Genomic DNA, 26,765 nt, shown 5'->3' with positions numbered 1-26,765 from the left:
TAAGTTATTCAACATCGTCTGCAACAGGCTCTTCTTTATCCGGCATAAAAAGTAAAACAAGCGCCCCTATTTGTAACAGGTCAATTATAACAGCGATGCAACCTGCATATAAGTTTGCATTAAAAGTTGCGGGCAGATTTATAGCGTCAGGCGTTATAGTTAAGATTAACAAGCCTAATAGCAGCCATTTTGCCCATTTATAACCCCGCCTGATAAATAAAGCCAGTAAAAGTAAAATGCCCAGCGCTATGCACGTTGCTAAAGCGATTTGAAAAGAAGCCGACCTTCCGCCGTTCAAATAATAATAAACCAGGTACAAAACCGCCGATACGCGGATCATGCCGGATGCTATATTAACTTTTGATTGCGAGGATAGGGTCATAACTGTTAAAATCGAAATCGGTATCAATGCAGTATCTTAAACATCAGCTCCTTCATCAACTCACCATGTGGCGCGTTTGATTCAACACCTTTACTTTTCAGATCATATTCGCGCAGGTAGCTGATCACCTGGAAAATTTTACCAAGTGGGTAGTTACGGGCGGCCTGCTCATAATCTTTAATAAAGTATGGGTTAACGCCCATTTCGCGGGCAAGGTTTTGCGGGGTTTTATCTTTTACGTAATGGTACACCAGCACCTTGCTGAAAAAGTTATTCAGGTTGCCGAGCACCAAAACAATGGGATTTGATTTGGGATTGGCTTCAAAGTAATTGATGATCTGGTTTACCTTGTAAGCATCTTTTTTGGTGAGGGCCGTTTGCAGCTCAAATACATTGTACTCCTTACTGATACCAATATTATCCTGGATATGCTTCAGGGTAATCTCCTGCCCGGCGCTAACATTCAGCATCAGTTTTTCGAGCTCGTTGGCAATTTTAGCCAGGTCGTTACCCAGGTACTCGGCAATCATGGCCGATCCCTGCTGGTTCATTTTGTAGCCCTTCTCGCTTACATAACCTTCAACCCAGGCCGGCACCTTATTATCATATAAAGTAGCCGATTCAAAAATAAGCCCGTTCTTTTCAATGGCCTTGTAGGTTTTTTTACGCTTATCAAACTTGCCGTATTTGTAGCAAAAAACAAGAATAGTACTTGGCAGCGGGTTTTCGAGATAGCTCAATACCGGGTCGATGCTTTTCTTGTTATCATCGTCCTTCCCCCATTTCATGTCCTGTGCCTCTTTTACCAGCACCACCTGGTAATCGGCCATCATGGGGTAACGCTTGGCGGCATTGAGCACGGTCATGATGTCGGTATCCTTGCCGTAAACCACGGTTTGATTGAAGCCGCGTTCATGCTCGGGCAACAAGTGATGCTCAATGTAATTGCTTACCATGTCGATAAAATAAGGTTCCTCACCATGCAGCAGGTACAGCGGTTTAAACTTACGGTTCTTAAGGTCCTTTAATATCTCGGCAGCAGTCATATTTCGCAGTCAAAAGTACTAAGTCAAAAGTCAAAAGTGGAATGTATTTTTATTTAGAGCGATAAGATATTGATACATCTTAAATTTCCGTCAGCAGAAAAGTTTCGGGCGAAAACTTGCAGAACAATGATGGCCATGTGTGATGGCAAGGGCATTAGCGAATTTTGCTACAAAGGATTGTGTGGGTGGGCAAAATTCAGCAGCCGTGGTTCTGCATGTTTTGCAGCACGGGCATTGTGCGGCAAAGAAACCTATCTGCTGACTTGATTTATTCGCCAACTATTTTTGTTTATCGGTGCTCATGAGTTCACTACGCTTCAGTTTTTGGTTACTTTTGTATCAAGACAAAAGTAACAGCCCCCGCGGCAATTGAGCGGGCCAATGTTCTTTGCTTACAAACTACTTATTGTTTACTACCGATTTCAAAAATGCTCCAACCGCTTAATCTGCCACCCTACCCTTTTAAAATAAGCGACGATAACGGAACATTAACGCTTTTTGACGAGATCCGCAAAAAAACCATCGTCATTACACCCGAAGAGTGGGTACGCCAGCATTTTGTACAATACCTTATCAAACAAAAAAACTACCCCCGCTCATTAATTAAGCTGGAAGGCGGCCTCAAGCTCAACACCCTGCAAAAACGTACCGACGTTGTGGTATTTAACCCGGCCGGACAACGCATTTTAATGGTGGAATGCAAAGCCCCCTCAGTAACTATCGATCAAAAAACCTTCGATCAGATTGCCCGGTATAACATGGTGCATAAGGTGTCATTACTTGCAGTAAGCAATGGCCTGCAACACTATTATTGTACTATAGATCATGAAAAATGTACTTACCAGTTTATTGAAGAACTGCCTGGGTATGTTAAGAGTGTCTGAATCAGAATTTACAGAATTTTAGGATTAGCAGAATAGTTATCTGAGCAGGAATTCAGAGGGATTGAATCTGGTTATTAGTCGGGAGACTACCGGGGCAAGTTTCCTTTTTTGCCAGATAGAAAATTTTCTGAGGCGACCATATATGCCCGGAATTCTGTTAATTCTAAAATTCTGTAAATTCTGATTCAGATTATAAAATGTTATGATAACAGTTATCAATTCCCTATTTTGGCGTTCATAACCTCATCAATTATAACATTACCTTATGAACGCCTATCTCAAAGCAAAAGCCCTGCTTTTGGCCGCTGTATTATACGGATGCGCCGCCTTTGCCCAGGAAGCCAAACTTCCTACTCAGTGGACCAATACCGCCATGCAGGCCGAAGTGCCATTATCAGAATATCCCCGTCCCCAGCTGCAGCGCAATGACTGGTTGTGCTTAAATGGTAAATGGGATTACCAGGGTGGTAAAAACGCGCCTAATGCCCTGAACCCTCAAACGCCCGCGTCTTTTGATGACAAGCCGGATAAAATACTGGTGCCTTATTGCCCTGAATCGGTGTTATCCGGCGTGCAGCGTAAACAGGAGATTAATATGTGGTACCGCCGAAGTTTTGAAGTGCCCGAAAAATGGCAAAGCAAACAGGTTATTGTTCATTTTGGTGCGGTTGATCATGATGCAACCGTTTTTGTTAACGGAAAAAAAGCGGGCTCACACTCGGGTGGATACGATTCTTTCAGCTTTAATATTACCCCATATCTTACTGCAGGCAGCAACACCATTGTTGTAGCTGCCCATGACCCCAATGATGGCAAAACACCATCGGGTAAAAACGGTCCCCGCGGCGATTATACTTTTTCGTCGGGCATTTGGCAAACCGTTTGGCTGGAGCCGGTAAATGAATCATATATTAAAAACATCCGCCTGTTACCCGATCTGGAAGGTAAACGCTTAAAAGTATTTGTTAATTCCGTGGGTGCAGGCAAGGTTAAAGCAGTTGCCTTAAACAATGGTAAAGAGGTTTCAAAGGTTGATGCAACCGGAGGAGCATATTTCTATCTGCCAATAGATAACCCGGTTTTATGGACACCAAATTTTCCGTTTTTGTATGACCTGAAGCTTACCCTATACAATACTGATGGCAACGAAGCCGACGAGGTTAAAAGTTATTTCGGCATGCGTGATATTAAATTGGGTAAGCTTAACGGCGTGATCCGTCCGCTTATAAATGGCAAATTCATCATGCAGCTTGGCCTGCTTGACCAGGGGTACTGGCCCGACGGTGTTTTAACCGCACCTACGGAAGAAGCCCTTAAATTTGATATAGAATACACCAAAAAAGCGGGCTACAACCTCATCCGTAAGCACATGAAAACCGAGCCGCAGCGTTTTTATTATTGGGCCGATAAAATGGGCTTATTGGTTTGGCAGGATATGCCCGCTATATGGTATCAGAATGAAGATACTACTAAGAACAGGCGTGTTTACAGGCAGGAGTTAAAAGCTATAATCGACGATCATTATAATTCGCCCTCCATTATTACATGGGTGCCTTTCAATGAAAACTGGGGTGCTTTTGATGTAAAAAACATAACCAATTGGGTTAAACAATATGATCCGTCGCGATTAGTTAATGGCAATTCGGGCTTTAACAATAATCCCAGCTACCAAAAACCTTACGGCGATCCGGGCAATGGCGATTACGTGGACACACATATTTATGTTGGCCCTTACGGTGCTTCTGTTCCTGATAGCCGCCGGGCGGCCTCGTTGGGCGAATTTGGCGGCGTTGGCCTGTTTGTTCGCGGTCATATGTGGCCGGTGCATAACGATGCCTATGATTATGAGCCAACCAAAGCCAGACTTACCGACCGTTATGTTTTTTTGCTGGATGAAGCAGAACAGCTTATGAAATATAAAGGATTGAGCGTTGCCATATATACCCAAACCACCGACGTTGAACACGAAGTAAACGGCGTTTTAACCTACGACAGGGCCGTTGAAAAAATGGATATTGAAAGAGTAGGGGAAGTAAACCAGGTGGTGATTAAAGAGGGGGATAAGTTGAATAGATAGGCCATTAGGTGAGCGCTTTAAAATCCCCTCTTGAGAGGGGGCGCATAGGGCATGAGCAAGAGCAGGGGTGTGTTTATACGATTTGAATATCAAAGCAGAGAGACAAACCCCTCCGCCCCTCTCAAGAGGGGAATCGCACGAGCTCCACCCTTTTGCTTGGCAGCTTGAACTGGTTGAAGTTTAGCGATAGCAGTTTTTAAAGCCCTCCCTTCCGGGGAGGGTTTGGGTGGGGCTCACCCCACCTTGTTCAATGTATAATTATTAAGTTTTTCCAGCAGTTCATCCGGTTTGAATGGCTTGGATACATAATCATTCATGCCGGCTTCGTATACCTGTTCTTTGATATCAAAAAGTGCAGAAGCAGTAAGCGCGATGATCGGTATGCCTGATTTTTTAGGATCGGCCATTTTACGGATCTCTTTAGCTGCATCAAAGCCGTTCATCACCGGCATCTGGAGGTCCATTAATATAATATCAAAATTGCCGTACTGCATAAACTCAACTGCCCGTTCCCCGTTTTCGGCAATGGTTGGGTTAATGCTCCACTTGCTCAGCAGTTTCTTCATCAGCATCACATTAACCATATTATCTTCGGCAATAAGCACGCGTAAACAGGCCAGCGGGTTTTCTGAAAATTGTTTGGTTTCGGGAGCGGTTACCACAACTGGCAACACCTCTGTAGATACAGGAAATTCCATATGAAAAGAAAACTCTGACCCGCGCCCCATTGTACTGTTAACGGTCATTTGCAGTTCCTGCAGCTCAAGCAAACGCTTAACTATGGCCAGGCCAAGCCCTGTGCCGCCATACTCGCGGGTAGTAGCTAATGATTCCTGCGTAAACGGTTCAAATATACTTTCAAGATTTTCTTTTTCTATTCCGATGCCGGTATCCCTTACCGAAAAGTTAACGGTAACGGTATTATGCCGGTCTTCCACACAAGTAACCCTTACCCATATGTTTCCCTGGGGAGTAAATTTTATAGCATTGCTAACCAGGTTAAAAATGATCTGGGTTATGCGGGTAGGATCGCCAAAAAGCACCTTATCCCTCAATGAGCTATCAACATCAAGCTTAAAAAGCAGGCCTTTCTCTTCGGCCTTCAGTATCTGCCCGCCGCAAATATTGTTCATCAGCTCAACAAGGTTGAAGCGGATATTTTCAAATACTACCTTCCCCGATTCAATCTTGCTAAAATCAAGCACGTCATTAACAATAGCTAACAGGTTATTGGCCGAAAACTTAAGAATTTCGAGGTTCTCCCGCTGGTCGGGCCTCGGGTTGCTCATCATCAGCAAATTACTCATCCCGATCACCGCATTTAACGGCGTACGGATTTCATGCGACATGATTGACAGGAACTCTGATTTGGCCTGGGCCGATTTCTCTGCCTTTTCAATAGCCGTTTCCATCTTACTGTAAAGCCGGGCCTGCTCCCTGCTACTATTTTTAAGGTGCCTGATGTTTTTTAAGAAAGCAGTGTAAAAATGGCTATGGATAAAAATAAGCAATATAAAATTGGCGAACAAGCTGATGATAATGGTGGATTGGTCAACTTTGTTAGGCTTTATACTAATAATGTACCCGCTGTTGTACTCAATGATCATAAATACCAAAACCGGTACTGTATTGAGCAACGAGTACATGAGCCCCCATTGCTGGCCAAGCATATAATAGCTGAATACGATCACGATTATAATTACCTGCACGGTAATGATATTTACCGTTTGCATAGAGGCATAAACCAGGCTGGCATTAACAAGGGTACCTATAATAAGCAGGGCATGTGCTGCACTGCGCCAGTCGGGCCGCCAGGTTAAATATTTAAATAATACAGCTACCGACCCCATCAAAAACAGGGCGGTATCAGCAAGCATCTTTTGATTTTGGAAATAAACATTCAGGTAAAGTGCCCCAAGGGCAACAAAAATAAGGAAGAACCCATAATACAATAAACGAATCCGGGCCTGGTCAAGGAACGATTGCTCCTTCGACAAAATCTTATAAATTGATAAGTTAAAAAAACTTACTTTATTATTCATATTCAGAACTTAACATTGGCCCTGCAATTGAACAAGCTACCTTACAGCAATCAAAATACTGTACGGTAGCTTGTTACGCAAAGCCGGTAAGTTCTGCAATTAGCAAGCCAAAGCTGCTAAGTTTTCTTCGATGATGGTTAATTTGGCTTCGGCATCGGCCTTTTTCTTTTGCTCCACCTCAATAATCTCGGGTTTTGCATTGGCCATAAACCTTTCATTACCCAATTTTGCATTAACCGATTTCAGGAAACCTAACAGGTATTCCTGCTCTTTTTTCAGTTTCGCACACTCGGCAACCGGGTCAATTTCTTCGCTGAACGGAATATAAAACTCATCTGTTGAGGCTAAGAAATTAATAGCCCCTTCAATTTTATCGGCTACTGATTCAAACTTGCTGATGTTGGCAAGCCTTGTAATGATAGCTTCGAACTGGCCGTAATTGATCCCTGAATTTGATTTAACAAATAACTCAAGCGGCTCTTTGTCAGAAATTTGTTTTGTTTTGCGGCTGTTCCTGATGTTGGTTACAACATCTTTAACAAGCTCTGTTTCATTTAATAGACGTGAATTAATTTCCCCAATAGCGGGCAATTGCGCTACAATACAGCAGTCTAATTCAGTACGTTCGCCAAACAGTTCATCATGCCATAATTCTTCGGTAAGGAACGGCATAAAAGGGTGCAATACCTTCAAAATATTTTCGAAGAACTGAATAGTAGCTGCATAAGTAGCCTTATCAATAGGGTGCTGATAAGCCGGCTTGATCATTTCCAGGTACCATGCGCAAAAATCATCCCACACCAGTTTATAAGTATCCATTAAGGCCTCTGATAAACGGTACTGGGCAAAGTTGGCTTCAATTTCGGTTAGCGCCTGGTTAAACCTGTTGGCAAACCATTCAATGGCTACGCCGTTAGGGTTGGCAAGGCTTTCGTCAACTTCCCAGCCTTTTACCAGTTTAAAGGCGTTCCATATTTTGTTGGCAAATCCAGCTCCCTGTTTGCAATAGCTTTCATCAAACATCAAATCGTTACCAGCAGGCGAGCATAACAGCATACCTACACGTACGCCGTCGGCACCATATTGAGCTATCAGGTCAAGCGGGTCGGGAGAGTTGCCCAATTGCTTTGACATTTTACGACCTTGCTTATCCCTTACTATACCGGTAAGGTATACGTTCCTGAATGGTACTTCGCCCCTGAACTCATGACCAGCCATGATCATCCTGGCAACCCAGAAAAACAAGATCTCCGGTGCGGTAACCAAATCATTGGTAGGATAGTAATAATTGATATCAGCATTATTCGGATCTTTAAAACCGTCAAATACCGAGATGGGCCATAACCAAGATGAAAACCAGGTATCAACTACGTCTTCGTCCTGGACAAGATCGGCTGCGGTAAGTGCGGGATTTTTAAGTTGCGCCTCCTTCAATGCTTCTTCAGCGTTTTTGGCAATTACAAACTCGCCTGTAGGTAAATACCATGCTGGGATCTGTTGTCCCCACCACAGCTGGCGGCTGATGTTCCAGTCGCGTACATTCTCCATCCAATGGCGGTAAGTGTTCACAAACTTTTCGGGGATCAGTTTTATTTCGCCGTTCAGTACATAATCCAAAGCAGGCTTAGCCAGCTCCCCCATCTTGCAAAACCATTGCATGGATAGTTTTGGCTCAATAACCGCGTTGGTACGTTCACTGAAACCAACCTGAGATTTGTATTCTTCAACTTTTTCCAGTACGCTGGCTTCTTCCAGCAACACAGCTATTTTTTTACGGGCGGCAAAGCGGTCTTCACCAACCAATATCTGCGCCTTTTCGTTCAGGGTGCCGTCGTCATTCAGGATATCAATAACCGGCAGGTTATGACGCTGGCCCAGTTCGTAGTCATTTAAATCGTGTGCAGGGGTAACCTTCAAACAGCCGGTACCAAAATCCATAGTCACATAATCATCCAGAATCACCGGTATTTCACGGTTGATCAGCGGGATGTAAACCTTTTTACCGTGCAAGTGCAGGTAACGCTCGTCATTAGGATTGATACAGATAGCTGCATCAGCCATAATGGTTTCAGGTCGGGTAGTAGCGATGGTTAGGAAGTCTGAAGTGGCTTCTTGACTTTCAACTTCCGACTTCAGATTTACGACTTTGTACTTAATATAAAAGAGCTTCTGATTAACCTCTTTACGGATTACTTCCTCATCACTTACCGCGGTTTTGCCTTGCGGGTCCCAGTTGATCATGCGGATACCGCGATAGATCAAACCCTTTTTATACAGGTGGATAAACGTATCAATAACCGCTTCCGAAAGGTTCTCGTCCATGGTAAATTTGGTGCGGTCCCAATCGCAGGAGGCACCTAATTTTTTAAGCTGCTCCAGGATAATGCCGCCGTATTTTTCCTTCCACTCCCAGGCGTAGTTTAAAAACTCTTCGCGGGTAAGGTCTTTTTTGCTGATACCGCGCTCTTTAAGCATGGCAACAACTTTGGCCTCGGTAGCAATACTGGCGTGGTCGGTACCGGGAACCCAGCAGGCATTTTTACCTTTCATCCGGGCACGGCGAATCAGCACATCCTGTATGGTATTATTAAGCATGTGGCCCATGTGCAAAACCCCGGTAACGTTTGGCGGCGGAATCACTATGGTATAAGGCTCGCGCTCATCAGGCACCGACTTAAAAAAGCCGTGCTGCAACCAGTAACTGTACCATTTTTCTTCGGTTTCCTTTGGGATATATGTTTTAGCAATACTCATAACGCGCAAAAATACGATAGTTAACGGTTCATAGCCAAAGGTTGAGGGATTTTTTTATGCTGGTTCATGGTTGAGAGATCATAGTTCATGGCAGAAGGTTTGGCGGCTCATAGTTTTGACGATAAACGGCGGTACAAGCCCCGGCCCGCGTTAGGGATGGCAGTGAAAAGCCCACAGCGCGCATGGGGATTACGGGCAGGAAAGGCGAGGACTTGGAACGTACAGCCCGGGCCGCAGGCAACGCCCGTAAAAAGAGATTAGAGTTTAGTTGCTTCGTATATAGCTTAAGGTTTCAGGCAGGTATCATTATTATTTGGAGCCTGAACTTATAGAGCTAAAAATTTTCAAATCAAAAACACCGAAAATCAAAGAGATCAGCTTAACTCCTGTTCAGAATTAGGGCGTTACCTGTGGCCGGGCTGTACGCTCATACTACACAAAGCCTTAACCACAAGGCAGGTATCCGCTCCCATCCCTAACGCAAAAAATATTTTAATAAAATCATTGTCAATACAACAATTTCTGAGTGATCTATAAACTATAATTAACCTATCCATAATTATTAAAACATTAGCCATGAAAATCCATCCCTTTGCCTGATAATAATCGATCAACATGAACTACCAGCCACCAAACCAACACTGCCAACCATGAACAATCCCACTCCCACAATATTTTTACAATTAACAAGTTATTATATATGTAACATTCAAATTGTCATGAAAACAATACCCTTACACCGTTTCTGGCTTGATATTTTGAAAAAAACAAAACTCGAGGCCATCATTAACTGGTTCAATCACTAAAGGCCTGCCCCCGGCCACTTGTGTTTAATACCCGCTATTTATTAACTTTAATTTTTAAGTATTGACATGAAATTAAAGTTTAACTGTTTATTACTGGCTGCCTGCCTTGGCATGTCGGTAAATGTGTTTGCTGTAGATGGCCCAAAACCCGCAAAATCCAGGCACAAAACCTCCGCCCCTCCTAAAAAATTTATCGATCCCGCCAACATGGATCTGAGCGTAAAGCCCGGCGATGATTTTTTTGAATATGCCAATGGCGGCTGGCTAAAACAAAACGGCATCCCTGCTAAAGAAACCCGCTGGGGTAGTTTCCATATTTTGCGCCAGGAAAATACAGATAGGCTCATTGGCTTGCTGAATGAAGTAAGCCAGACATCCGCGTCGCAACCCAAAGGCAGCCTGAAACAACTTGTAGGAGATTTGTACGCCAGTGGTATGGATAGTCTCACTATCGAAAAACGTGGCTATGATCCCATTAAACCTGGGCTTCAACGCATAGATCAGATAAAAAACTTAGATGATTTTATTAATGAACTCATTTATGAACGCGTTAACGCAGTTGGGGCGCTGATTTTCAGGTTTGGGGTTGAGCAGGACGAAAAGAATGTAAACAAATATGTAATAACCCTTGGCCAGGGCGGCACTAACCTCCCCGACAGGGATTACTACCTCAAAAACGATCCGCGTTCAAAAAAGGCACAGGAGGCTTTGAAAAAGCTGGCTGTAACGCTGTTTATGCTTAGTGGCAGCAATGCCGATGAAGCAGCCAAAAACGCTGCTATAGTTTACGACCTGGAATATACATGGGCAAAAGCACAATTAAGCCGCGTAGCTATGCGCGATCCGCACGTTACTTACAACAAATTTCTGATCACTGATTTTGAAAAACAGACTCCACACCTAAAATGGTCGAAAATATTACCGGCCCTTCATGCTGGTGGCCAGGACAGTATCATTGTTGGTCAGCCGTCGTTTTTCAGAGCTACCGACTCCTTATTTGCGGCTACTCCGATTGCCAAGTTGAAAGTATACTTGCGCTGGAATATGCTCAGGGGATCTGCTTATGCATTAAGCTCGGACTTTGTTAATGCCAGTTTTGCTTTCAACAGTGCACTGAGTGGTCAAAAAGTGCAAACACCACGTACTGAGCGTTTGAGTACCCTTGTTGATGCTACCCTCGGCGAATTACTTGGGCAGCTTTTTGTTGAAAAATACTTCACACCTGCCGCTAAACAATACATGGTTGATTTGGTGAATAATCTTAAGGAAACCCTCGCAGATCGGATTAAACGTCTTGACTGGATGAGCCCGGCAACAAAAGAACGCGCGCTTAAAAAACTTAATGCCTTTACGGTAAAGATCGGTTACCCTGATAACTGGGAAAAGTACGATGGCATAGTGATTAATCGCGATGATTATTTCGGCAATTTGCGCGCTCTCGGAAAATGGCGCTATAATTTTAACGTTAGCCGTTTAGGCAAACCTGTTGATAAAACCCGATGGGGAATGACACCGCCAACCGTTAACGCTTATTATAACCCAACTAATAACGAAATTGTGTTCCCTGCCGGGATCCTTCAATTCCCGTTCTTTGATTTTAAGGCTGATGACGCCGTTAACTACGGAGGTATTGGAGCGGTAATTGGCCATGAAATGACCCACGGCTTTGACGACCAGGGCCGCCAGTACGATGCCGACGGCACCCTGCGCGATTGGTGGACCAAAGAAGATGCCGATAAATTTAAATCGCGCGCAGATCAGGTGGTGAAACAATACAATGCCTTTACCGTTCTTGACACCCTGCATGTAAACGGCAAACTTACCCTCGGCGAAAACCTGGCCGACCTTGGTGGTTTGAACATTGCTTATGAGGCATTCAGCAAAACCAAACAAGGCCAGTCGGCTAATACCATTGACGGTTTTACACCCGATCAGCGGTTCTTTTTGTCGTGGGCACAGGTATGGCGTTCATCACAAACTCCGGAGTCGGCAGCGCAAAGGATACTGACCGATCCGCACTCGCCCGAGCAGTTCCGCACCAATGCGCCTATAACCAATATCAACGCGTGGTACAAAGCATTTGACGTGAAACCCGGCGATAAAATGTATAAAAAACCTGAAGACAGGACAAAGATCTGGTAAGCAGAGTTTTGTTTTTTTATAACCGGCCCGGTTTTATAACCGGGCCGGTTTGGTTTACAAGTTACTTTACTGGCGTAAACCCTCCCTGTTTATGGCTCAAGAACCCCTGTGCTTGTTTTGTAATTTTGCAGTAGCTTTATCTTATAAACCTTTTAAAACAATGAAAACAATATTTGATAAAGAAACCCGCGATGGCCTCATAACCCGTATCAATTTAATTAACGAAAACAGCCAGCCACAATGGGGTAAAATGAATGTTTATCAAATGCTGAAACATTGCACCCTTTCGGACGAAATGTACCTGGGCATAACAGTCTATAAACGCTCGTTCATCGGTCGCCTGTTTGGTAAGGTAGCTTTGAAAAGCATGATAAAGGATGATAGCCCCGTAGCAAAAAATAGCCCTACTGTTCCGCAATGTAAAGTAACTGAAACAGGAGGCGATGTAGAAGCACAAAAAAAACGATGGATTGAACTGGTTGAGGAATATGGCAAAATTTCAAAAACTGATTTTGAGCATACTTTTTTTGGCAAAATGACCAGGGAACAAATGGGTCAGTTAGCTTATAAACATGTTGACCATCATTTGAGGCAGTTTAGTAATTAAGGGCAGATAGGAGGAAATAGTTACGACACGACTAAGAAACCATACTGTTTTATTTATACCATAAAACCATTTCATCATTTAATTCGCCCCAATCATACCGCCCTAAACTTGTTTCAAGGATATCCAGCTTATTGTGAAATATGCCGAAAGCCATCGCATTTATAAAATGTTTTTGTCCGCTTCCATTTTCCAATAAAAACACTTTATAGTTATGATTTACTACAAAACCATGATCTTCAATTAATTTAATGTTTTGATTTTCATCACTTAATGATATTTCCAATCCTTCAAAAACTGAATCAATAATCAGTGTTCTCACCCCTTTAAAAATGATATCGATATTGTATTCTCTTTGGCGACTTCTCATGCTCCTCATTAATAATTGGCTATGTGTTGGAAGATAATCCAACAATTTAAATTCATTTGCAAAATCGGAGAATATCTGTGATAACATGTCGTTTTCAACACTTATTATTGTGCGAGCCTATCCAATAATTCACTATCTTCGGTAAGTATCTGCCTTAAATGAGCAGTTAGTTTAATATCATCCAGCGTTTTTAATGGCAGTTGTTTCAGGTATGAAAGCACATCTGCCAAAGCATCTTCCGGAACGTTTTCGAGTACTTTATTGATCTCTGTTTTTATTTCAGTTGCTGCCATATTCAAATTTAGTGATTTATGTAGATAATAAAGCTTTACAGATTTACACAAAGCGATCAATATTTACACCACCCAAACATTGCACAAATAAAACATTCCGCCTAAGCATTATCTTTGCAGGCAAAATATGATCATTCAACAATTTTACGATAAAGGCCTGGCGCATGGTTCATATGCCGTGATCCGCACGGGCAAAATGATAGTTATTGACCCGGCCCGTAACCCGCAGCCTTATTATGATTTCGCGGCCCAACACGACGCCGATATTGTAGGTGTTATTGAAACCCACCCGCATGCAGATTTTGTAAGTTCGCACCTCGAAATTCATGAAACCACAGGCGCTGTAATTTATTGCAGCAAGTTAACCGGCGCAACATATCCTCACGAAACGTTTGATGACGGCGACGTTATCCAGCTTAATGATATTAAACTAAAAGCCATCAATACTCCCGGTCACTCGCCCGATTCTATCTGTATTTTACTGGTAGATGAAGAAGGCCGCGAAACCGCCGTCTTTACCGGCGATACGCTATTCGTTGGGGATGTAGGCCGACCAGACCTGCGGGAAAATGTGGGTAACATTACTGCAAAAAAAGAGGAACTTGCCCGCCAGATGTTTCAAAGCACCCGGCAAAAGCTCATGACCCTGCCCAAAAACGTAGTGGTTTACCCGGCGCACGGCCCGGGCTCGTTATGCGGTAAAAACATGAGCCCCGAGCTGGAAAGCACCATTGGCCGCGAACTGCGCGAAAATTATGCCTTACAACTGATGGATGAGCTGGAATTTGTTAAAACGCTTACCACCGATCAGCCTTTTATGCCCAAATACTTTGGCCGTGATGTGCTGTTGAATAAAAATGGTGTACCAGGTTTTGAGGACAGCATTACTGCTGTACCCCGTATGGCGGAAGGCAGCGCGTTGGAAGCTGACATTTTAGTAGTTGACGGCCGTCCCAAAGCACAGTTCAGGAGCGGTCACCTTCATGGCGCTATTAACCTGCAGGATGGCGAAAAATTTGAAACATGGCTGGGTTCCATTATCAGCCCTGATGAGCAGTTTTACCTCATTGCCGAAAATGATGATAAGCTTGATATCCTGATTAAAAAAGCAGCCAAAATAGGCTACGAACAAAATATCAAAGGCGCATTGTTGGTTCCTGTAAACACCAATGAAGTATCCCCCGATCTTGATTTAGACGCATTCAGGGCAAATGAAAATAATTACACGATAGTTGATGTACGCAATCAGGCAGAAGTTGCGGCAGGCAAGGTCTTTAAAAATGCCGTTAGTATACCTTTGCCCGAACTGCGCGAACGCGTTAGTGAGATCCCTGCCGATAAACCTGTCGTAGTGCATTGCGCTGCAGGTTATCGTTCGGCTGCCGGTGTGAGCATTGTTTCGGCTGCAATAAATGCCGTACCGGTTTATGATTTGGGCGAAGTTGTGACGGAAATGATGAAGGAAGTAAATGGTTAATGGTTTATGGATGATAGTTCATGGCCAATAAGGTCTTGGAAACTATGAACTATGAGCTATCATCCATAAACCATGAACTAAGTATGCCACCCAAAACTATGAACTATCATCCATGAACCATGAACTAACCATAGTCCCTACTGCCGATGGCTCCAATACCATTTACAATGCCGAAGTTGGTGAGCATTACCACTCGCGCCACGGAGCTTTGCAGGAGAGTTTGCATGTATTCGTAAAATCGGGCTTACAATATTTCCTGGAGCGGAATAACACCAGCGGGGTAAGTATCCTCGAAGTTGGTTTCGGCACCGGGCTCAACTTTCTGTTAACGGCCGATGCGTGTACCGGCACGCAAATAAAACTTGATTACACCGGTATTGAAGCTTACCCCGTAAGCGCCGAAATGATGGCGCAAACCGGCTACCAGCAATACATCCCGGGGCTGCTTTGGGAACAATTCAACAATAATTATTCTGCTGCATTAACAGATAGAGTTCAAATCGATGCCACAAACCAGCTATGTATCGCTCACAGCAAGCTGCTGGATTTTAACACAGACGAGCAGTTTGATATTATCTATTTCGACGCCTTTGCCGCCGCCCATCAACCCGAAATGTGGGATGAAGAGGCCATCAGTCACACTGTTAGCTTTTTAAAACCGGGTGGTGTGTTTGTTACCTATGCTATTACCGGCAACCTGAAACGCATGCTCAAAAGCCAGGGCTTTAAAATAGAGAAAGCACCCGGAGCACCCGGCAAACGCGAAATGCTCAGGGCAGTAAAACTTTAATCTTCCTGCTATAAAAACCGGAAGCCTACATTGAATTTCAGTGTGAAACCATTGGTAGTCGGCAATTCGCGATAAGCAAACTGGCCCTGGGTTGCCGCGCTGCGGGTAGCGTAAATAATGGGGCCGCCGCAAAGTGAAAACGCCAGCCGTGAATTTACAGGAGCGTAATTTAACGATGGACCGATCAATAAACGGGCACCGCCTTCGGCTTCATCGGCTTCCCAAAAACCTTCCAGGTCCTGCCCTACCGCTTCGAAGCCGCCGAAAAGCTGGCCCGAGATATGACGGTGCACACCAAGGCTGGTTATCAAATCCAAACCATCGCGGTGGGTTGAAAACGCTTTTTCAAAGCGAAGGTTAGCGCCAAGCTTCCATTTTGATACCTCATATGCCGCGGTTATACGGCTGAACGCTACAGCATCACTGTTAAACTCCCTTCTGAAGCCCAGGCTTGCCCCTGCCCTAAACCCCATAGGCTGAGTGCCGCCAATAAAATCACGCAGTACCTCGGCTTGCTGCAGGGTACGCACGCCGCCGTTATTGCTAAAACCTGTACCCAGCATGGCCATCAATGTAAACTTATTACCCAAGTATCCTTTGGCCGAAAAATTTTGATCAACACCATCAAAACCAAGCGGTGTAACAGTGCGCTCACCATATCCGCCCGAGTAATTTAGGCTCCAGTTGCGGCCTTGCGGATTAAGTGTGCTTATAGTAAACAAAAAAGGCTGCGGTTGGCTGAAGGTGCTATTGGCCACATCGCCGGCAGGCTGCTGTTGAGCATAGCTTGCTTTAATTATCGAAACAAAAAGAAGGATAAACAGGTAAGTTTTTTTCATGGTAAAATGTGCTTATGGGTAGCATTAACAATTGGCTAATAAAATTAATTAATGTTAGTTTAAAATTAATGATACAGTAAGTTTTCATTAAAGATGTTATCATACCTTTGCAGCATAAGTATTCATTATAAATAATTTATGCCTCTAAAAGCCCCTGAAACTGCCCCTACCGCCTCCATCGCGTTCGACAGGTTACTCATAATAATGGACGACCTGCGGGCCAATTGCCCATGGGATAAAAAGCAAACGCTGGAAAGCCTGCGCCACCTTACCATTGAAGAAACCTACGAGCTAAGCGATGCCATTTTAGGCGGCGATATGCCCGAAATAAAAAAAGAGATTGGCGATATTATGCTGCACCTGGTTTTTTATGCCAAAATAGCTTCCGAAACCAACGACTTTACCATTACCGATGTTTTGAACAGCGTTTGCGACAAACTCATTAACCGCCACCCGCATATTTATGGCGACATTGAGGTGCAAAACGAAGAAGATGTAAAACGCAACTGGGAGCAGATCAAGCTTAAAGAAGGCAATAAATCTGTTTTAGGCGGCGTACCCTCTTCATTGCCGGCACTGGTAAAAGCATCGCGCATACAGGAAAAGGCGCGCGGCGTTGGGTTTGACTGGGAGGAGAAAAGCCAGGTTTGGGCAAAAGTTGAGGAAGAAATGCAGGAGTTTAAAAACGAATTTAATGCCGAAGATGAAAGCACTATTGACCATGAAAGGGCCGAAGCCGAATTTGGCGACCTGCTGTTTTCTCTGATCAATTACGCCCGTTTTATTAATATCAACCCGGAAAACGCCCTCGAAAAAACCAATAAAAAATTCATTAAGCGCTTTCAATACCTGGAGCTTAAAGCGCAGGAAAACGGCAAACAACTGCATGATATGAGCCTGGCCGAGATGGATGTTTTTTGGGACGAGGCAAAAAAATTGTAAAATAATGCAGCCCGTTTGTAGCGTTTAATTAAAAACGTGCGTAATGGTTAAAAATTGATAACGAGATAAGATTATATGAAACGTAATTTATTTTACCTGCTTCCATTATTGTTAACATTAGGCGTAGCCTGCTCTCCTAAAAATGAGGTTGTTCCGGTTGCTCAGCCACAAGGTAATTTTACAGGCGTATTTGGCGCGCTTGTTAAAAAAACAACTGGTACCGGTTATGATACCATTCGGGATACCATAGCTTTAAAACTTACTGCAACTTCATTTAAAGTAGCTGCCGATACCAGGAAACATGTAGCAAGCTACGGCTCATTTGCTTACAACGGATATTATATCCAGTTTAACGATTCATCAGCAGTAGTACCGGGTGTTAATAAATTTCACCTTAAAAGTGTTTACCAGTATTACTATGATGGCACTATACTTCAAATGCAGCGTAACAGCAACGGCGATACATTAACTGTTCAATACAATTTGAAGAAAACTAATTAACTACTTTTTATTGTTTTATTATGTTGCCGGTGCCACATTGAGGGTACCGGCTTTTTTTGATTACTACAGCAAATAATCCGGGCAGAATTTTTTTATTTTGTATCATTTAACTCTTTTGCTGCGTAAAGGCTTTAAAACAACATTTAGCGGAACTAAGTACATTTAATGCATCCACCCCCTCGCATTACCGAAGAAGAGATCGTAAGGCAATGCAAAAAAGGCAGCTTAAAACATCAGGAATTGCTGTATAAGCAGTTCTATGGCTATGCTATGGGTATAAGTTTGCGTTACAGTTTAAACCGCGATGATGCCCTTGAAGCTGTAAATGACGCTTTTATAAAAGTGTTTAACGCTATTGGCGGCTACAATATCGATAAGCCGTTTAAAGCCTGGCTCCGCACCATTTTGGTTAACACGGCCATTGACCGCCGGCGCAAAGACCTTAAATTCCAGCTTAATGTTGAATTGGAAAATGCCGCCCCCATCAGGAGTAATATGGGGCCGGTTGATAATTTAAACGTACAGGATATTTTAAAATTGATGGTTGAACTCCCGGCTATACAACGAACTATTTTTAACATGTATGAGATAGACGGCTATGACCATGACGAAATAGCCACAACGCTCGGCATCCCGGTAAGCTCATCACGCGTTTACCTGAGCAGGGCGAAAGAAAGATTAAGAAGTATATTAAGAAAAGAAGCACAAAACCATGGATGACCAGTTGGATAACGACTTAAGAGACCGCATCAGGGAAGTGTTTGATAATTACGAAGACACTACTGCTGATGAAGGCTGGCTGCTGCTCAGGGAGAAATTCCCCGTTCAGGAAAAACAGCGCCGCCCGGTTTACCTATGGTGGGCAAGCTCCGCTGCTGTCCTGTTGTTGTTTTTGAGTATAGGCTTATGGATAGCATCGAACAAAAATAATGTTAATGATGGCGAAACATTTTCGGCTAAACCGGTAAAACCTGCGCTGCCGCAAAGCAACACGGCAGATAGCAATCTTCAAAACGTTACCCCGGCACAGCCTCCTGTAACAACTAAGCAATCACCTGCAACAAACCTTGCGGGCAACAATAGCACCCAATCTTCAGCAACAAAACTGAATCCGGCAGGCAACACCCCGGCAAATAAATCAAACGTACTTGCAAACAATAGCGCTTTAAATAAACCGGCGGGCAACGCAATCGTAAATCAACCGGCTGCAACCGTACCAGCATTTACACCTGTGCCAGCAAATCCTGTAACTGCAAACCCGGTTAACGGTATTGCCAAAACCAACGTGTCCTCTACAGTTCAACCGGCTAATAACAGTGTAATCAACGTAACTCCGGCTAAAAAAGCTGATAGTGTAAAATCTATATTGCAGCAAACCAGCGCGCAGCAATACGCTAATAACCCTGCTGTACAGCCTCCGGCAAATACCAAACCTGTTACTGCAAACCCGCCTGCTGTTCCATCAGTAGTAAAAGTAAAACCAAAGATCAACTCCATGGAATCTTTACTTGCCAGCGATCAGGATCAGCCTAAAAAACCTGATATGGACATGAACGAACGCAGGGTAAAATTCAGTGTTTACGCGGCTACATTCTTTAACTACGCTAAGGGCAGCCAAAACCAGGTAAATGCCGGCGCCGGCTTTACATCTGATATTAAGCTAAGCAAAAACCTCAAGCTTTCTACCGGTTTAGCTTTGGCCCAAAACACGCTTAATTACAATAAAAACCAACCCTCAAATGTTGCGGCTGCTGTGTCATTTTCGCCATCATTAAGCACAGCCTATAACACGCTGGCCGATTTTAATAAAGTATCGTCTACACCTTCATTTAAAAACTACAGTGCTAACCTGATCGGCCTGGATATTCCTGTTAACCTTAAGTATGAATTTAATCCGCAAAAAAATGACACTTATATTTCTGCAGGTTTAAGTTCGGGCACATTTATAAATGAAGCCTACACGGCAAGTTACAGTTACCCGGGGCTGGCACAGGCTGCAGGTGTACAACCGCAAACATCCGATGAAACAACGCACAAAAGCTTCAATAGCTTTTATTTTGCCAAAACCCTCAACGTAGCATTTGGTGTTGGCTATCCGCTTGGCAAAAGCAACAGGATAATTATTGAACCATTTTTGAAATACCCGCTTGACGGCCTTGGCTCGCAGCAGATAAAATTTGGGGCAGGCGGCTTAAACCTGAAACTGAACTTTACAACACATAAAAAATGAAAAAGTACATCCTTATCCTTGCCCCATTGTTGATTAGTGGGTTGCAGCTCCGTGCTCAAAAGTTAGAAGTTACAGTACAGGCCAACACCGGTTTATTTCATTTTGCGGGTAAATCATCATCGGCTACCACCCAGGTATTACAAGGCTCAATCACTGGAGATCCGATGAACCGTGCCAATAACCCATACGGCAGCAAAAATGGCTTTAGCTATGGTGGTAGTATCCAGGTTCAAACCGTGTCAAAAGGCGGGTTTATAGTCGGGCTGCAGGGGGGATATGAATTACTACGAAGTAAAGTTAATATCGATAAATACTCACCGATTACAACTGTCTTGTACGGTGACTATTTACCTATAACAGCAAATGATCCCAGGTTTGCAGTAACCGGTCATGTTGCTTTCCAAAACCAGAGTATCAACCTTAACCCGTATATAGGTTATCGCTTTCAGCTTAATAAAGTTAAGCTTGATATTTTACCGGGGATGGATATTGGTCTGATACTGGATACCAGGGATAAAGGCGAGGTAAAAGACAAAGAAGGCAGGATTTATAAAGTTGACTACAAAAGAAGCAAGGCCCCAACCGATGTTCGGTTGCGTCTTGGCGCGGCCGCCAGTTACGGCCGCTATGGCTTAAATGCAAGCTTTGCCCACGGCCTTACCAACTATATGAAAGATATGGTAGGTGATGCCTCCTTTAACGCGCATAGTGAATATTTTAGACTGGGATTAAGTTACCGGTTGCTTTAAAACTTACTTAAACTGGATAGCCTTCACCGGTGAGATCCGGCTTACCAGCGTTGATGGTATAATAAGTACAAGGAGGCAAATGATCAGAGTACCAATATTGAGGACAACAATATCAAAAATATTAAACTCAACCGGCACAAAGGTCATATAATAGGAAGCCTGGTCCAGTTGGAAAAAGTGAGTGTACATCTGGAAATAGCCGAGGCCTATCCCCAGTAAATTACCCAGCAGCAGCCCTAATCCTATCAGGTAACTGGCATTGATCAGGAATATTTTGCGGATAGCCCAGTTAGATGCCCCCATGGCTTTGAGCATCCCGATCATAGCGGTTCGTTCGAGGATCATGATCAGCAGGGCCGATATCATATTGATTACAGCAACCGCTACCATCAATACCAGCATCACTACCGAATTAACATCGAGCAGGTTGAGCCATTCAAATATGGTAGGATAATCTTCTTCAATGGTATACTCTTTCAATTTTACCGGCAAAACAGTCTCGAGCGCATAGGCGGCTTCATTAATATGATCAAAATCGGCTACGCGTAGTTCGTATTGGCCTATCTCGTTCGGCTTCCAGTTGTTAAGGCGGTTAATGAGCGATAAGGCACCTATCACAAAGGTTTTATCAACCTCTTCAACCCCGATATTGAAAATACCTTTGATCTTAAACTGGCGCCTGCGCAGATCATCTTCCACAAAATACATCAGCAGCTTATCCCCTACTTTCAGTTTAAGCCTGTCGGCCGTTGTTTGCGAAATCATGATCTCCTTTTGCGCCTCAACCGAATCGGCAAAGCTGATCACCTCGCCGGCTACCATCATTTTTTTAAAGTAGCTCCAGTCGTAATTTTTGTCAACGCCTTTAAGTACCACTCCTTCAATTTCATTATTAGCCTTAACAATGCCCGGTTTGGTGGCCACCGGCATTACATGGGTAATAAACGGGCTTTTAAGCGCGCGCTTAACAAATTCACTATCAGCAGGAAATGAGGAACTTTGGTAAGAGTTATTCAGGTCGAACTTAACCACACGGATGTCTCCGGCAAAGCCCCGAACTTTATTGCGGATTTCGTGTTTAAACCCTTTAACGATAGCAAGTGACAGTATCATTACACCAAGGCCCAGCATAATGCCTATTATTGCAATACGCACTATCAGTTTTGAAAATGTGCGTTTTGATTTAAATGTTATACGGGCTGATATAAAGGAGGCGAAACTCAATGGCAGACTGATTTTTTGTACCTTCGCAAATATGCGGTTTTGCTGTTAAACCTGCTACTTTTAAAATTGTTTCAACTCAAAATTTTATGAATAAGATTTGTGCTTTTTTACGATTTGCCCTGATAACAGTTTTACTTGCAAACACGGCCTGCAGCCAGGCAACCAATTATAAAAGCTGCAAGACGGCATCCATCTCAAAAAACAAAAAAAACAGCCCTATTATTCCCGGAGCTGATCAGATTCCGCTGTATATTAACTATCTTAAGGGAAAAAATATAGGGATGGTGATTAATCAAACTTCGGTTATTAGTAAAAATTTAACTGCCAGTGTAGATAGTTTGGTGCATTTAGGCGTAAACGTAAAAAAGATTTTTGGCCCCGAGCATGGTTTTAGGGGTAATGCCAGTAATGGCGCTACTGTTGGCGACACTCAAGACCCTAAAACCGGTTTACCTGTGATCTCGCTGTACGGTAACAAACATTATAAACCAACCCCGGCCGATTTGAAGGGCATCGACCTCATGATATTTGATATCCAGGATGTTGGCGTACGTTTTTACACTTATATTTCAACCCTGCATTACTTAATGGAGGCCTGTGCCGAAAACGATGTAGAGCTCATGATATTTGACCGTCCAAACCCTAACGGTTATTTAATTGATGGCCCTGTTCTGGATACGGTTAACCGTTCATTTGTGGGCATGCACCCCATCCCCATCGCCCACGGTATGACTATTGGCGAATATGCCCAAATGATAAACGGTGAAGGCTGGTTAAAAAATGGGGTTAAATGTAAACTGAAGATTATTAAAGTGGCTAATTACAAGCATAATTTGCCTTATACCTTACCCGTAAACCCTTCGCCCAACTTAAATACGCCTATATCAATTTTATTATATCCGAGTACCTGCTTATTTGAAGGCACAACATTTAGTTTGGGCAGGGGTACGCTCTTCCCCTTTGCCGTATTGGGGCATCCGGCGTTGAAAGGTAAATACAGTTTTTCGTTTACGCCCAAAAGTATTCCGGGTATGAGTGAGAGCCCGCCGCAGAAAGACCAGGAATGTTTTGGCATTAATCTGCAAAACATTTCGCCAACTGATATCACCGGTACAGGTGTTATTAATTTGAAATGGCTCCTGGAGTTATACAACGCCTTTCCCGACAAGGATCATTTCTTTAATGCCTATTTTATAAAGCTTACAGGTACAGCCGAACTAAGGAAACAAATTGAAACCGGCAAAACCGAAGAAGAGATCCGTGCCGGCTGGCAACCCGGACTAACTAAGTTTAAAGCCACACGCAAAAAATACTTACTATACGAATAACAGAATAAAGCACATCTAATACCTAAACATACTATGAGAATTATATTTATGGGTACCCCCCAGTTTGCCGTTGCCTCATTAGACGCTTTAATTAAAGCCGGCAGTGATATCGTTGCTGTTGTTACAGCGCCCGATAAACCGGCCGGAAGGGGACAAAAAGTTAGTGAGTCGGCTGTTAAACAGTATGCCGTAGCTAACGGCTTAAAAGTGCTGCAACCCGAAAAACTTAAGAATGAGAATTTTATTGCCGAATTGAAAGCATTGAAAGCCGATCTGCAGGTTGTGGTAGCCTTCAGGATGCTGCCCGAAGCTGTTTGGAACATGCCTGCCAAAGGTACCATAAATTTACACGCCTCATTATTGCCTCAATACCGCGGCGCCGCCCCCATTAACTGGGCGCTGATTAACGGCGAAAAAGAAAGCGGCGTAACCACCTTCTTTTTAAAACACGATATTGATACCGGTAACATCCTGTTCACCGAAAAAATAACCCTTACCGGCCATGAAGATGCCGGCGAATTACATGACCGCCTCATGAACAAAGGTGCAGGGCTGCTGGTTAAAACAGTTAAAGCGGTTGAGAGCGGACGTTACAACGAACACCCGCAAGCTCAATTGGCTGAGGGGACAGAATTGAAACACGCACCAAAGATTTTTAAGGATGATTGCCGGATTGACTGGATACAGCCAGCTTTGTCAATCTATAACAAAATTCGCGGCCTGAGCCCTGTACCCACCGCATACACCGAGCTTAACGGCAAAAGCCTAAAAGTTTATGCATCTGAATATCAATTATCAGAACCTGCCATACAACCCGGCGGCTTTTTAACCGACAATAAAACCTATTTAAAATTTGCAGCCAAAGATGGCTTTGTATTGTTAAAAGACATCCAGTTAGAAGGCAAGAAACGCATGGGTATTGAGGACTTTTTAAGGGGTGTGAAGTTGTAAGAACGTCCTCGCAGAACATCAGGGCCCTCTTCGAGAAACCCTGATGAGACAAAACGTATAAAATCGTCATTGCGAGGAACGAAGGAATCCCCGATTTACAGAGTGGCTCTGTACAGATCGCGATTTCTTCGTTCCTCGCAATGACATGATGGAGAATGAGTTGGAATACCTTTCGTTTCCTATATGAAAAACGGTCTACTTTTTTACTTCATAACTATTATTCCCCCTATCCACATCAGGATAAATTTTTTCAGGGTCGATAACCACTTTGGTAACCGCAACCTTTTTATCGCCTGTAAAGAAATACCTACTGCTGTACTCCCAAATCTCAACCGGGAATTCACGATGCTCCTTTAATCCATCAGCGTAGGTTATTTCAACAACCAAAGGCATGGCTGCTTTGTCCATATTTTCGACTGTAATAATAGGTTGGGAACCCGCCGAACTTTCTACTTTAACAATTTTTTGATCGAGGCGATAGTTTTCGAGGAACATCGATTTCCAAAACCAGGTTAGGTCTTCGCCGGCCGAACTATCCATACTCCTAAAAAAGTCCCATGGGGTTGGGTGTTTATAGGCCCAATCACGGATATATTTTCTGAAAGCGCGGTCAAAACGTTCCGCACCTAAAATTTGATTACGCAAAAGAGCTAAAGAATAAGCCACTTTTTGATACTGCAACGGATATACCTGGTTACCGGGCAAAGCATCGGGGCGGGTAACAATAGGCAATAACTTTTCCGCAAACAGGGAATCGAGCGGACTATCGATCTCTACATAACCTATAAACTCACCTTTATTAAAAGCTTTGGCAGCAATTTTGTCAATGAACATATTAAACCCTTCATCCATCCATGCGTATTTACGCTCGTTGCTGCCCACTACCATCGGGAACCAGGTATGCCCTAACTCATGGTTTACTACAGCAAAATACATGTTGCCGGTATCCTTTGCCGAGCAAAAAACCATACCGGGATACTCCATACCATCCAGGTTTGAAGCCACGTTAACTGCTTTGTTATAAGGGTATGGGAACCATTTTTCGGAAAAATGCTGCAAGGTAAATTTGATATACTCCGACGAGCGTTTCCAGCTACCTTGTTTCTCTGATTCTACCGGGTATACCGAGCTACCCATTACCCGCCTGCCATCGGCAAGTTTAAAACTCAAGCCTTCCCAAACAAATGAGCGCGAGGCCGTCCACGCGAAATCCCTTGCATTATCCAGTTTAAATTTCCACGTACAGGTAGCTTTTGCAGGCCTTGATGAAGGGTCGGTTACTTCTTTTGCTGTACGAATCTGCACCGGCACATCACTTTGTTTGGCAGCCTGCCAGCGCTTGAGTGCGGTTGGTGTTAGTACTTCTTCAGGATTGAGCAGATCTCCAGAGCTTTCCACAATAAGTCCCGATGGCACTGTGATATTAACCCTGAAATTACCATACTCCAGGTAAAACTCACCGTTACCTAAGTACGGCAGCGTGTTCCATCCTTCTACATCATCCAGTACGCACATTCTTGGGTACCATTGCGCTACAGCATAAATATTACCATTTTTTGTAGGGAGGATATCGGTACGGTTAACCAGGAAATCAGCATTTTTATAATTCACCGGGAAATTATAACGATAGCGAATACTAAAACTGATGGCCTGCCCGCTTAACAGCGGCTGTGCCAGCTCCAGTTGCATGCGTGTATCATAAATATGGTATTTGATATTTCCAGCTTTATTTCCGGCAAGCTGCACGCCTTCTACCTGGTATCCGCCGTCGGGAGTAGTTTTTTCAGGATCCTGGTAAAGAAATAGCTTGGATTGAATCCCCCGCGAATCTTTTTTAAACACGTTTTGTTCCAGTTGCAACCACAGTGCCGAAAGGGCTTTGGGGCTATTATTGGTATAAGTAACCGTAGCTGTGCCGGTTATGACGTTGGTTTTATCATCAAGCGCTACATCAATTAGATAATCAGCCTTGTTTTGCCAGTAGGCAGGGCCAGGTTCACCGGCAGCGGTACGATATGAGTTGCCCGGGGGTAATAAGGGCTGCGCCGGGAATAAATCTGAAGGATGATACTTAGTTTGGGCTGAAGAGATAGCGGTTGCTAATAAACACAGGGAAACGATAATTAGCTTTATGTTTTGTAGGGGTCTTAACATATTAATAATTAGAAGCGAATAGTGATAGTACTTTCACAGCCAATATAATAAAAAATTGATGATTTGCTATAGCAAAAGTCTGTCTTGTGCTGCGAGGCAGTGTGTTTGGAGACTTATGCTTTCCGCTCAATATAACTCAATTTCTTCCCCCGTCTCGTTCTAAAAAAGTTTTCAGTTTAA

Annotated in this window: 22 protein-coding genes; 13 read left to right on the top strand and 9 right to left on the bottom strand. The window is 43.6% G+C overall.

The window, feature by feature from the left end:
• Positions 1-4: 4 nt before the first annotated feature.
• Both DIU38_RS01395 and holA read right to left on the bottom strand, forming a co-directional pair.
• Positions 5-382: a hypothetical protein gene (locus tag DIU38_RS01395; RefSeq protein ID WP_112657696.1), complete on the bottom strand. Its 378-nt coding sequence runs from the start codon at positions 380-382 to the stop codon at positions 5-7.
• A gap of 23 nt (positions 383-405) precedes the next feature.
• Entirely contained in the window at positions 406-1,428 is a 1,023-nt protein-coding gene (gene holA, locus DIU38_RS01390; RefSeq protein WP_112657698.1) for a DNA polymerase III subunit delta, read from the bottom strand.
• 428 nt (positions 1,429-1,856) lie between these two features.
• Between holA and DIU38_RS01385 the strand changes: the two genes are divergently transcribed.
• Both DIU38_RS01385 and DIU38_RS01380 read left to right on the top strand, forming a co-directional pair.
• Positions 1,857-2,312: a type I restriction enzyme HsdR N-terminal domain-containing protein gene (locus tag DIU38_RS01385; RefSeq protein ID WP_112657700.1), complete on the top strand. Its 456-nt coding sequence runs from the start codon at positions 1,857-1,859 to the stop codon at positions 2,310-2,312.
• A gap of 265 nt (positions 2,313-2,577) precedes the next feature.
• On the top strand, positions 2,578-4,389 hold the full coding sequence (locus tag DIU38_RS01380) for a glycoside hydrolase family 2 protein (RefSeq protein ID WP_112657702.1): 1,812 nt from the start codon (positions 2,578-2,580) through the stop codon (positions 4,387-4,389).
• A 233-nt stretch (positions 4,390-4,622) separates the two neighbouring features.
• Here the strand turns inward: DIU38_RS01380 and DIU38_RS01375 are convergent, their stop codons facing one another.
• Positions 4,623-6,431, bottom strand: a complete 1,809-nt coding sequence (locus tag DIU38_RS01375; protein WP_112657704.1) for an ATP-binding protein — start codon at positions 6,429-6,431, stop codon at positions 4,623-4,625.
• Between the two features lie 99 nt (positions 6,432-6,530).
• Positions 6,531-9,185, bottom strand: a complete 2,655-nt coding sequence (locus tag DIU38_RS01370) for a valine--tRNA ligase (RefSeq protein WP_112657706.1) — start codon at positions 9,183-9,185, stop codon at positions 6,531-6,533.
• A gap of 872 nt (positions 9,186-10,057) precedes the next feature.
• Here DIU38_RS01370 and DIU38_RS01365 point away from each other — a divergent pair.
• Both DIU38_RS01365 and DIU38_RS01360 read left to right on the top strand, forming a co-directional pair.
• Complete coding sequence (locus DIU38_RS01365) at positions 10,058-12,133, top strand: M13 family metallopeptidase (protein ID WP_208057633.1); 2,076 nt, start codon at positions 10,058-10,060, stop codon at positions 12,131-12,133.
• A 160-nt stretch (positions 12,134-12,293) separates the two neighbouring features.
• A complete protein-coding gene (locus DIU38_RS01360; protein ID WP_112657743.1) occupies positions 12,294-12,740 on the top strand; it encodes a DUF1569 domain-containing protein in 447 nt (148 codons plus the stop codon).
• Between the two features lie 49 nt (positions 12,741-12,789).
• Here the strand turns inward: DIU38_RS01360 and DIU38_RS01355 are convergent, their stop codons facing one another.
• Together DIU38_RS01355 and DIU38_RS01350 are read right to left on the bottom strand one after the other, a co-directional pair.
• Complete coding sequence (locus DIU38_RS01355; protein WP_146750458.1) at positions 12,790-13,194, bottom strand: hypothetical protein; 405 nt, start codon at positions 13,192-13,194, stop codon at positions 12,790-12,792.
• 17 nt (positions 13,195-13,211) lie between these two features.
• On the bottom strand, positions 13,212-13,400 hold the full coding sequence (locus DIU38_RS01350) for a hypothetical protein (protein WP_112657710.1): 189 nt from the start codon (positions 13,398-13,400) through the stop codon (positions 13,212-13,214).
• Between the two features lie 127 nt (positions 13,401-13,527).
• Between DIU38_RS01350 and DIU38_RS01345 the strand changes: the two genes are divergently transcribed.
• Both DIU38_RS01345 and mnmD read left to right on the top strand, forming a co-directional pair.
• Positions 13,528-14,877 carry an MBL fold metallo-hydrolase gene (locus DIU38_RS01345; protein ID WP_112657712.1) on the top strand — a complete coding sequence of 450 codons (1,350 nt, stop codon included), beginning with the start codon at positions 13,528-13,530 and terminating at the stop codon, positions 14,875-14,877.
• A gap of 112 nt (positions 14,878-14,989) precedes the next feature.
• Positions 14,990-15,667, top strand: coding sequence for a tRNA (5-methylaminomethyl-2-thiouridine)(34)-methyltransferase MnmD (mnmD, locus tag DIU38_RS01340; RefSeq protein ID WP_112657714.1), 678 nt, complete (start codon positions 14,990-14,992; stop codon positions 15,665-15,667).
• An 8-nt stretch (positions 15,668-15,675) separates the two neighbouring features.
• Here mnmD and DIU38_RS01335 read toward each other — a convergent pair whose 3' ends face one another.
• Positions 15,676-16,506, bottom strand: coding sequence for a hypothetical protein (locus tag DIU38_RS01335; protein ID WP_112657716.1), 831 nt, complete (start codon positions 16,504-16,506; stop codon positions 15,676-15,678).
• A gap of 138 nt (positions 16,507-16,644) precedes the next feature.
• On the opposite strand from DIU38_RS01335, the gene mazG reads away from it, so the two are divergent.
• The 5 genes from mazG to DIU38_RS01310 all read left to right on the top strand — a co-directional run bounded on the left by mazG (position 16,645) and on the right by DIU38_RS01310 (position 20,928).
• Complete coding sequence (mazG, locus tag DIU38_RS01330; RefSeq protein ID WP_112657718.1) at positions 16,645-17,448, top strand: nucleoside triphosphate pyrophosphohydrolase; 804 nt, start codon at positions 16,645-16,647, stop codon at positions 17,446-17,448.
• A 75-nt stretch (positions 17,449-17,523) separates the two neighbouring features.
• Positions 17,524-17,949, top strand: a complete 426-nt coding sequence (locus DIU38_RS01325; RefSeq protein WP_091175261.1) for a hypothetical protein — start codon at positions 17,524-17,526, stop codon at positions 17,947-17,949.
• Between the two features lie 165 nt (positions 17,950-18,114).
• On the top strand, positions 18,115-18,669 hold the full coding sequence (locus DIU38_RS01320; protein ID WP_090528126.1) for an RNA polymerase sigma factor: 555 nt from the start codon (positions 18,115-18,117) through the stop codon (positions 18,667-18,669).
• On the top strand, positions 18,662-20,179 hold the full coding sequence (locus DIU38_RS01315) for a hypothetical protein (RefSeq protein WP_112657720.1): 1,518 nt from the start codon (positions 18,662-18,664) through the stop codon (positions 20,177-20,179). Before DIU38_RS01320 ends, DIU38_RS01315 begins: the two co-directional genes overlap by 8 nt.
• Positions 20,176-20,928 carry an outer membrane beta-barrel protein gene (locus DIU38_RS01310; RefSeq protein WP_112657723.1) on the top strand — a complete coding sequence of 251 codons (753 nt, stop codon included), beginning with the start codon at positions 20,176-20,178 and terminating at the stop codon, positions 20,926-20,928. Before DIU38_RS01315 ends, DIU38_RS01310 begins: the two co-directional genes overlap by 4 nt.
• 3 nt (positions 20,929-20,931) lie before the next feature.
• Here the strand turns inward: DIU38_RS01310 and DIU38_RS01305 are convergent, their stop codons facing one another.
• Positions 20,932-22,083 (bottom strand): ABC transporter permease, encoded by a 1,152-nt coding sequence (locus tag DIU38_RS01305; RefSeq protein ID WP_317131821.1) that lies wholly within the window; start codon positions 22,081-22,083, stop codon positions 20,932-20,934.
• Between the two features lie 155 nt (positions 22,084-22,238).
• On the opposite strand from DIU38_RS01305, the gene DIU38_RS01300 reads away from it, so the two are divergent.
• Positions 22,239-23,480, top strand: coding sequence for an exo-beta-N-acetylmuramidase NamZ family protein (locus DIU38_RS01300; RefSeq protein ID WP_112657727.1), 1,242 nt, complete (start codon positions 22,239-22,241; stop codon positions 23,478-23,480).
• 33 nt (positions 23,481-23,513) lie between these two features.
• Positions 23,514-24,431: a methionyl-tRNA formyltransferase gene (fmt, locus tag DIU38_RS01295; protein WP_167516055.1), complete on the top strand. Its 918-nt coding sequence runs from the start codon at positions 23,514-23,516 to the stop codon at positions 24,429-24,431.
• A 195-nt stretch (positions 24,432-24,626) separates the two neighbouring features.
• Here fmt and DIU38_RS01290 read toward each other — a convergent pair whose 3' ends face one another.
• Positions 24,627-26,585, bottom strand: a complete 1,959-nt coding sequence (locus DIU38_RS01290; RefSeq protein ID WP_112657731.1) for a M1 family metallopeptidase — start codon at positions 26,583-26,585, stop codon at positions 24,627-24,629.
• Positions 26,586-26,765: the final 180 nt, after the last annotated feature.

It is taken from the genome of Mucilaginibacter metallidurans, assembly GCF_003286435.2.
In the GTDB taxonomy this organism is placed as follows: Bacteria; Bacteroidota; Bacteroidia; order Sphingobacteriales; family Sphingobacteriaceae; genus Mucilaginibacter; species Mucilaginibacter gossypii.
The sequence above is the reverse complement of the archived record's forward strand: the minus strand, read 5'-3'. Positions and strand labels throughout refer to the sequence as shown.

Coding starts and splice junctions, on each gene's coding strand:
- DIU38_RS01335 (WP_112657716.1), bottom strand. CDS start 16,506: ATGAAAAAAACTTACCTGTTTATCCTTCTTTTTGTTTCGATAATTAAA.
- holA (WP_112657698.1), bottom strand. CDS start 1,428: ATGACTGCTGCCGAGATATTAAAGGACCTTAAGAACCGTAAGTTTAAA.
- DIU38_RS01325 (WP_091175261.1), top strand. CDS start 17,524: ATGAAACGTAATTTATTTTACCTGCTTCCATTATTGTTAACATTAGGC.
- mazG (WP_112657718.1), top strand. CDS start 16,645: ATGCCTCTAAAAGCCCCTGAAACTGCCCCTACCGCCTCCATCGCGTTC.
- DIU38_RS01375 (WP_112657704.1), bottom strand. CDS start 6,431: ATGAATAATAAAGTAAGTTTTTTTAACTTATCAATTTATAAGATTTTG.
- DIU38_RS01315 (WP_112657720.1), top strand. CDS start 18,662: ATGGATGACCAGTTGGATAACGACTTAAGAGACCGCATCAGGGAAGTG.
- DIU38_RS01300 (WP_112657727.1), top strand. CDS start 22,239: ATGAATAAGATTTGTGCTTTTTTACGATTTGCCCTGATAACAGTTTTA.
- DIU38_RS01350 (WP_112657710.1), bottom strand. CDS start 13,400: ATGGCAGCAACTGAAATAAAAACAGAGATCAATAAAGTACTCGAAAAC.
- mnmD (WP_112657714.1), top strand. CDS start 14,990: ATGAACCATGAACTAACCATAGTCCCTACTGCCGATGGCTCCAATACC.
- DIU38_RS01345 (WP_112657712.1), top strand. CDS start 13,528: ATGATCATTCAACAATTTTACGATAAAGGCCTGGCGCATGGTTCATAT.
- DIU38_RS01360 (WP_112657743.1), top strand. CDS start 12,294: ATGAAAACAATATTTGATAAAGAAACCCGCGATGGCCTCATAACCCGT.
- DIU38_RS01355 (WP_146750458.1), bottom strand. CDS start 13,194: ATGTTATCACAGATATTCTCCGATTTTGCAAATGAATTTAAATTGTTG.
- DIU38_RS01290 (WP_112657731.1), bottom strand. CDS start 26,585: ATGTTAAGACCCCTACAAAACATAAAGCTAATTATCGTTTCCCTGTGT.
- DIU38_RS01320 (WP_090528126.1), top strand. CDS start 18,115: ATGCATCCACCCCCTCGCATTACCGAAGAAGAGATCGTAAGGCAATGC.
- DIU38_RS01380 (WP_112657702.1), top strand. CDS start 2,578: ATGAACGCCTATCTCAAAGCAAAAGCCCTGCTTTTGGCCGCTGTATTA.
- fmt (WP_167516055.1), top strand. CDS start 23,514: ATGAGAATTATATTTATGGGTACCCCCCAGTTTGCCGTTGCCTCATTA.
- DIU38_RS01370 (WP_112657706.1), bottom strand. CDS start 9,185: ATGAGTATTGCTAAAACATATATCCCAAAGGAAACCGAAGAAAAATGG.
- DIU38_RS01310 (WP_112657723.1), top strand. CDS start 20,176: ATGAAAAAGTACATCCTTATCCTTGCCCCATTGTTGATTAGTGGGTTG.
- DIU38_RS01365 (WP_208057633.1), top strand. CDS start 10,058: ATGAAATTAAAGTTTAACTGTTTATTACTGGCTGCCTGCCTTGGCATG.
- DIU38_RS01395 (WP_112657696.1), bottom strand. CDS start 382: ATGACCCTATCCTCGCAATCAAAAGTTAATATAGCATCCGGCATGATC.
- DIU38_RS01385 (WP_112657700.1), top strand. CDS start 1,857: ATGCTCCAACCGCTTAATCTGCCACCCTACCCTTTTAAAATAAGCGAC.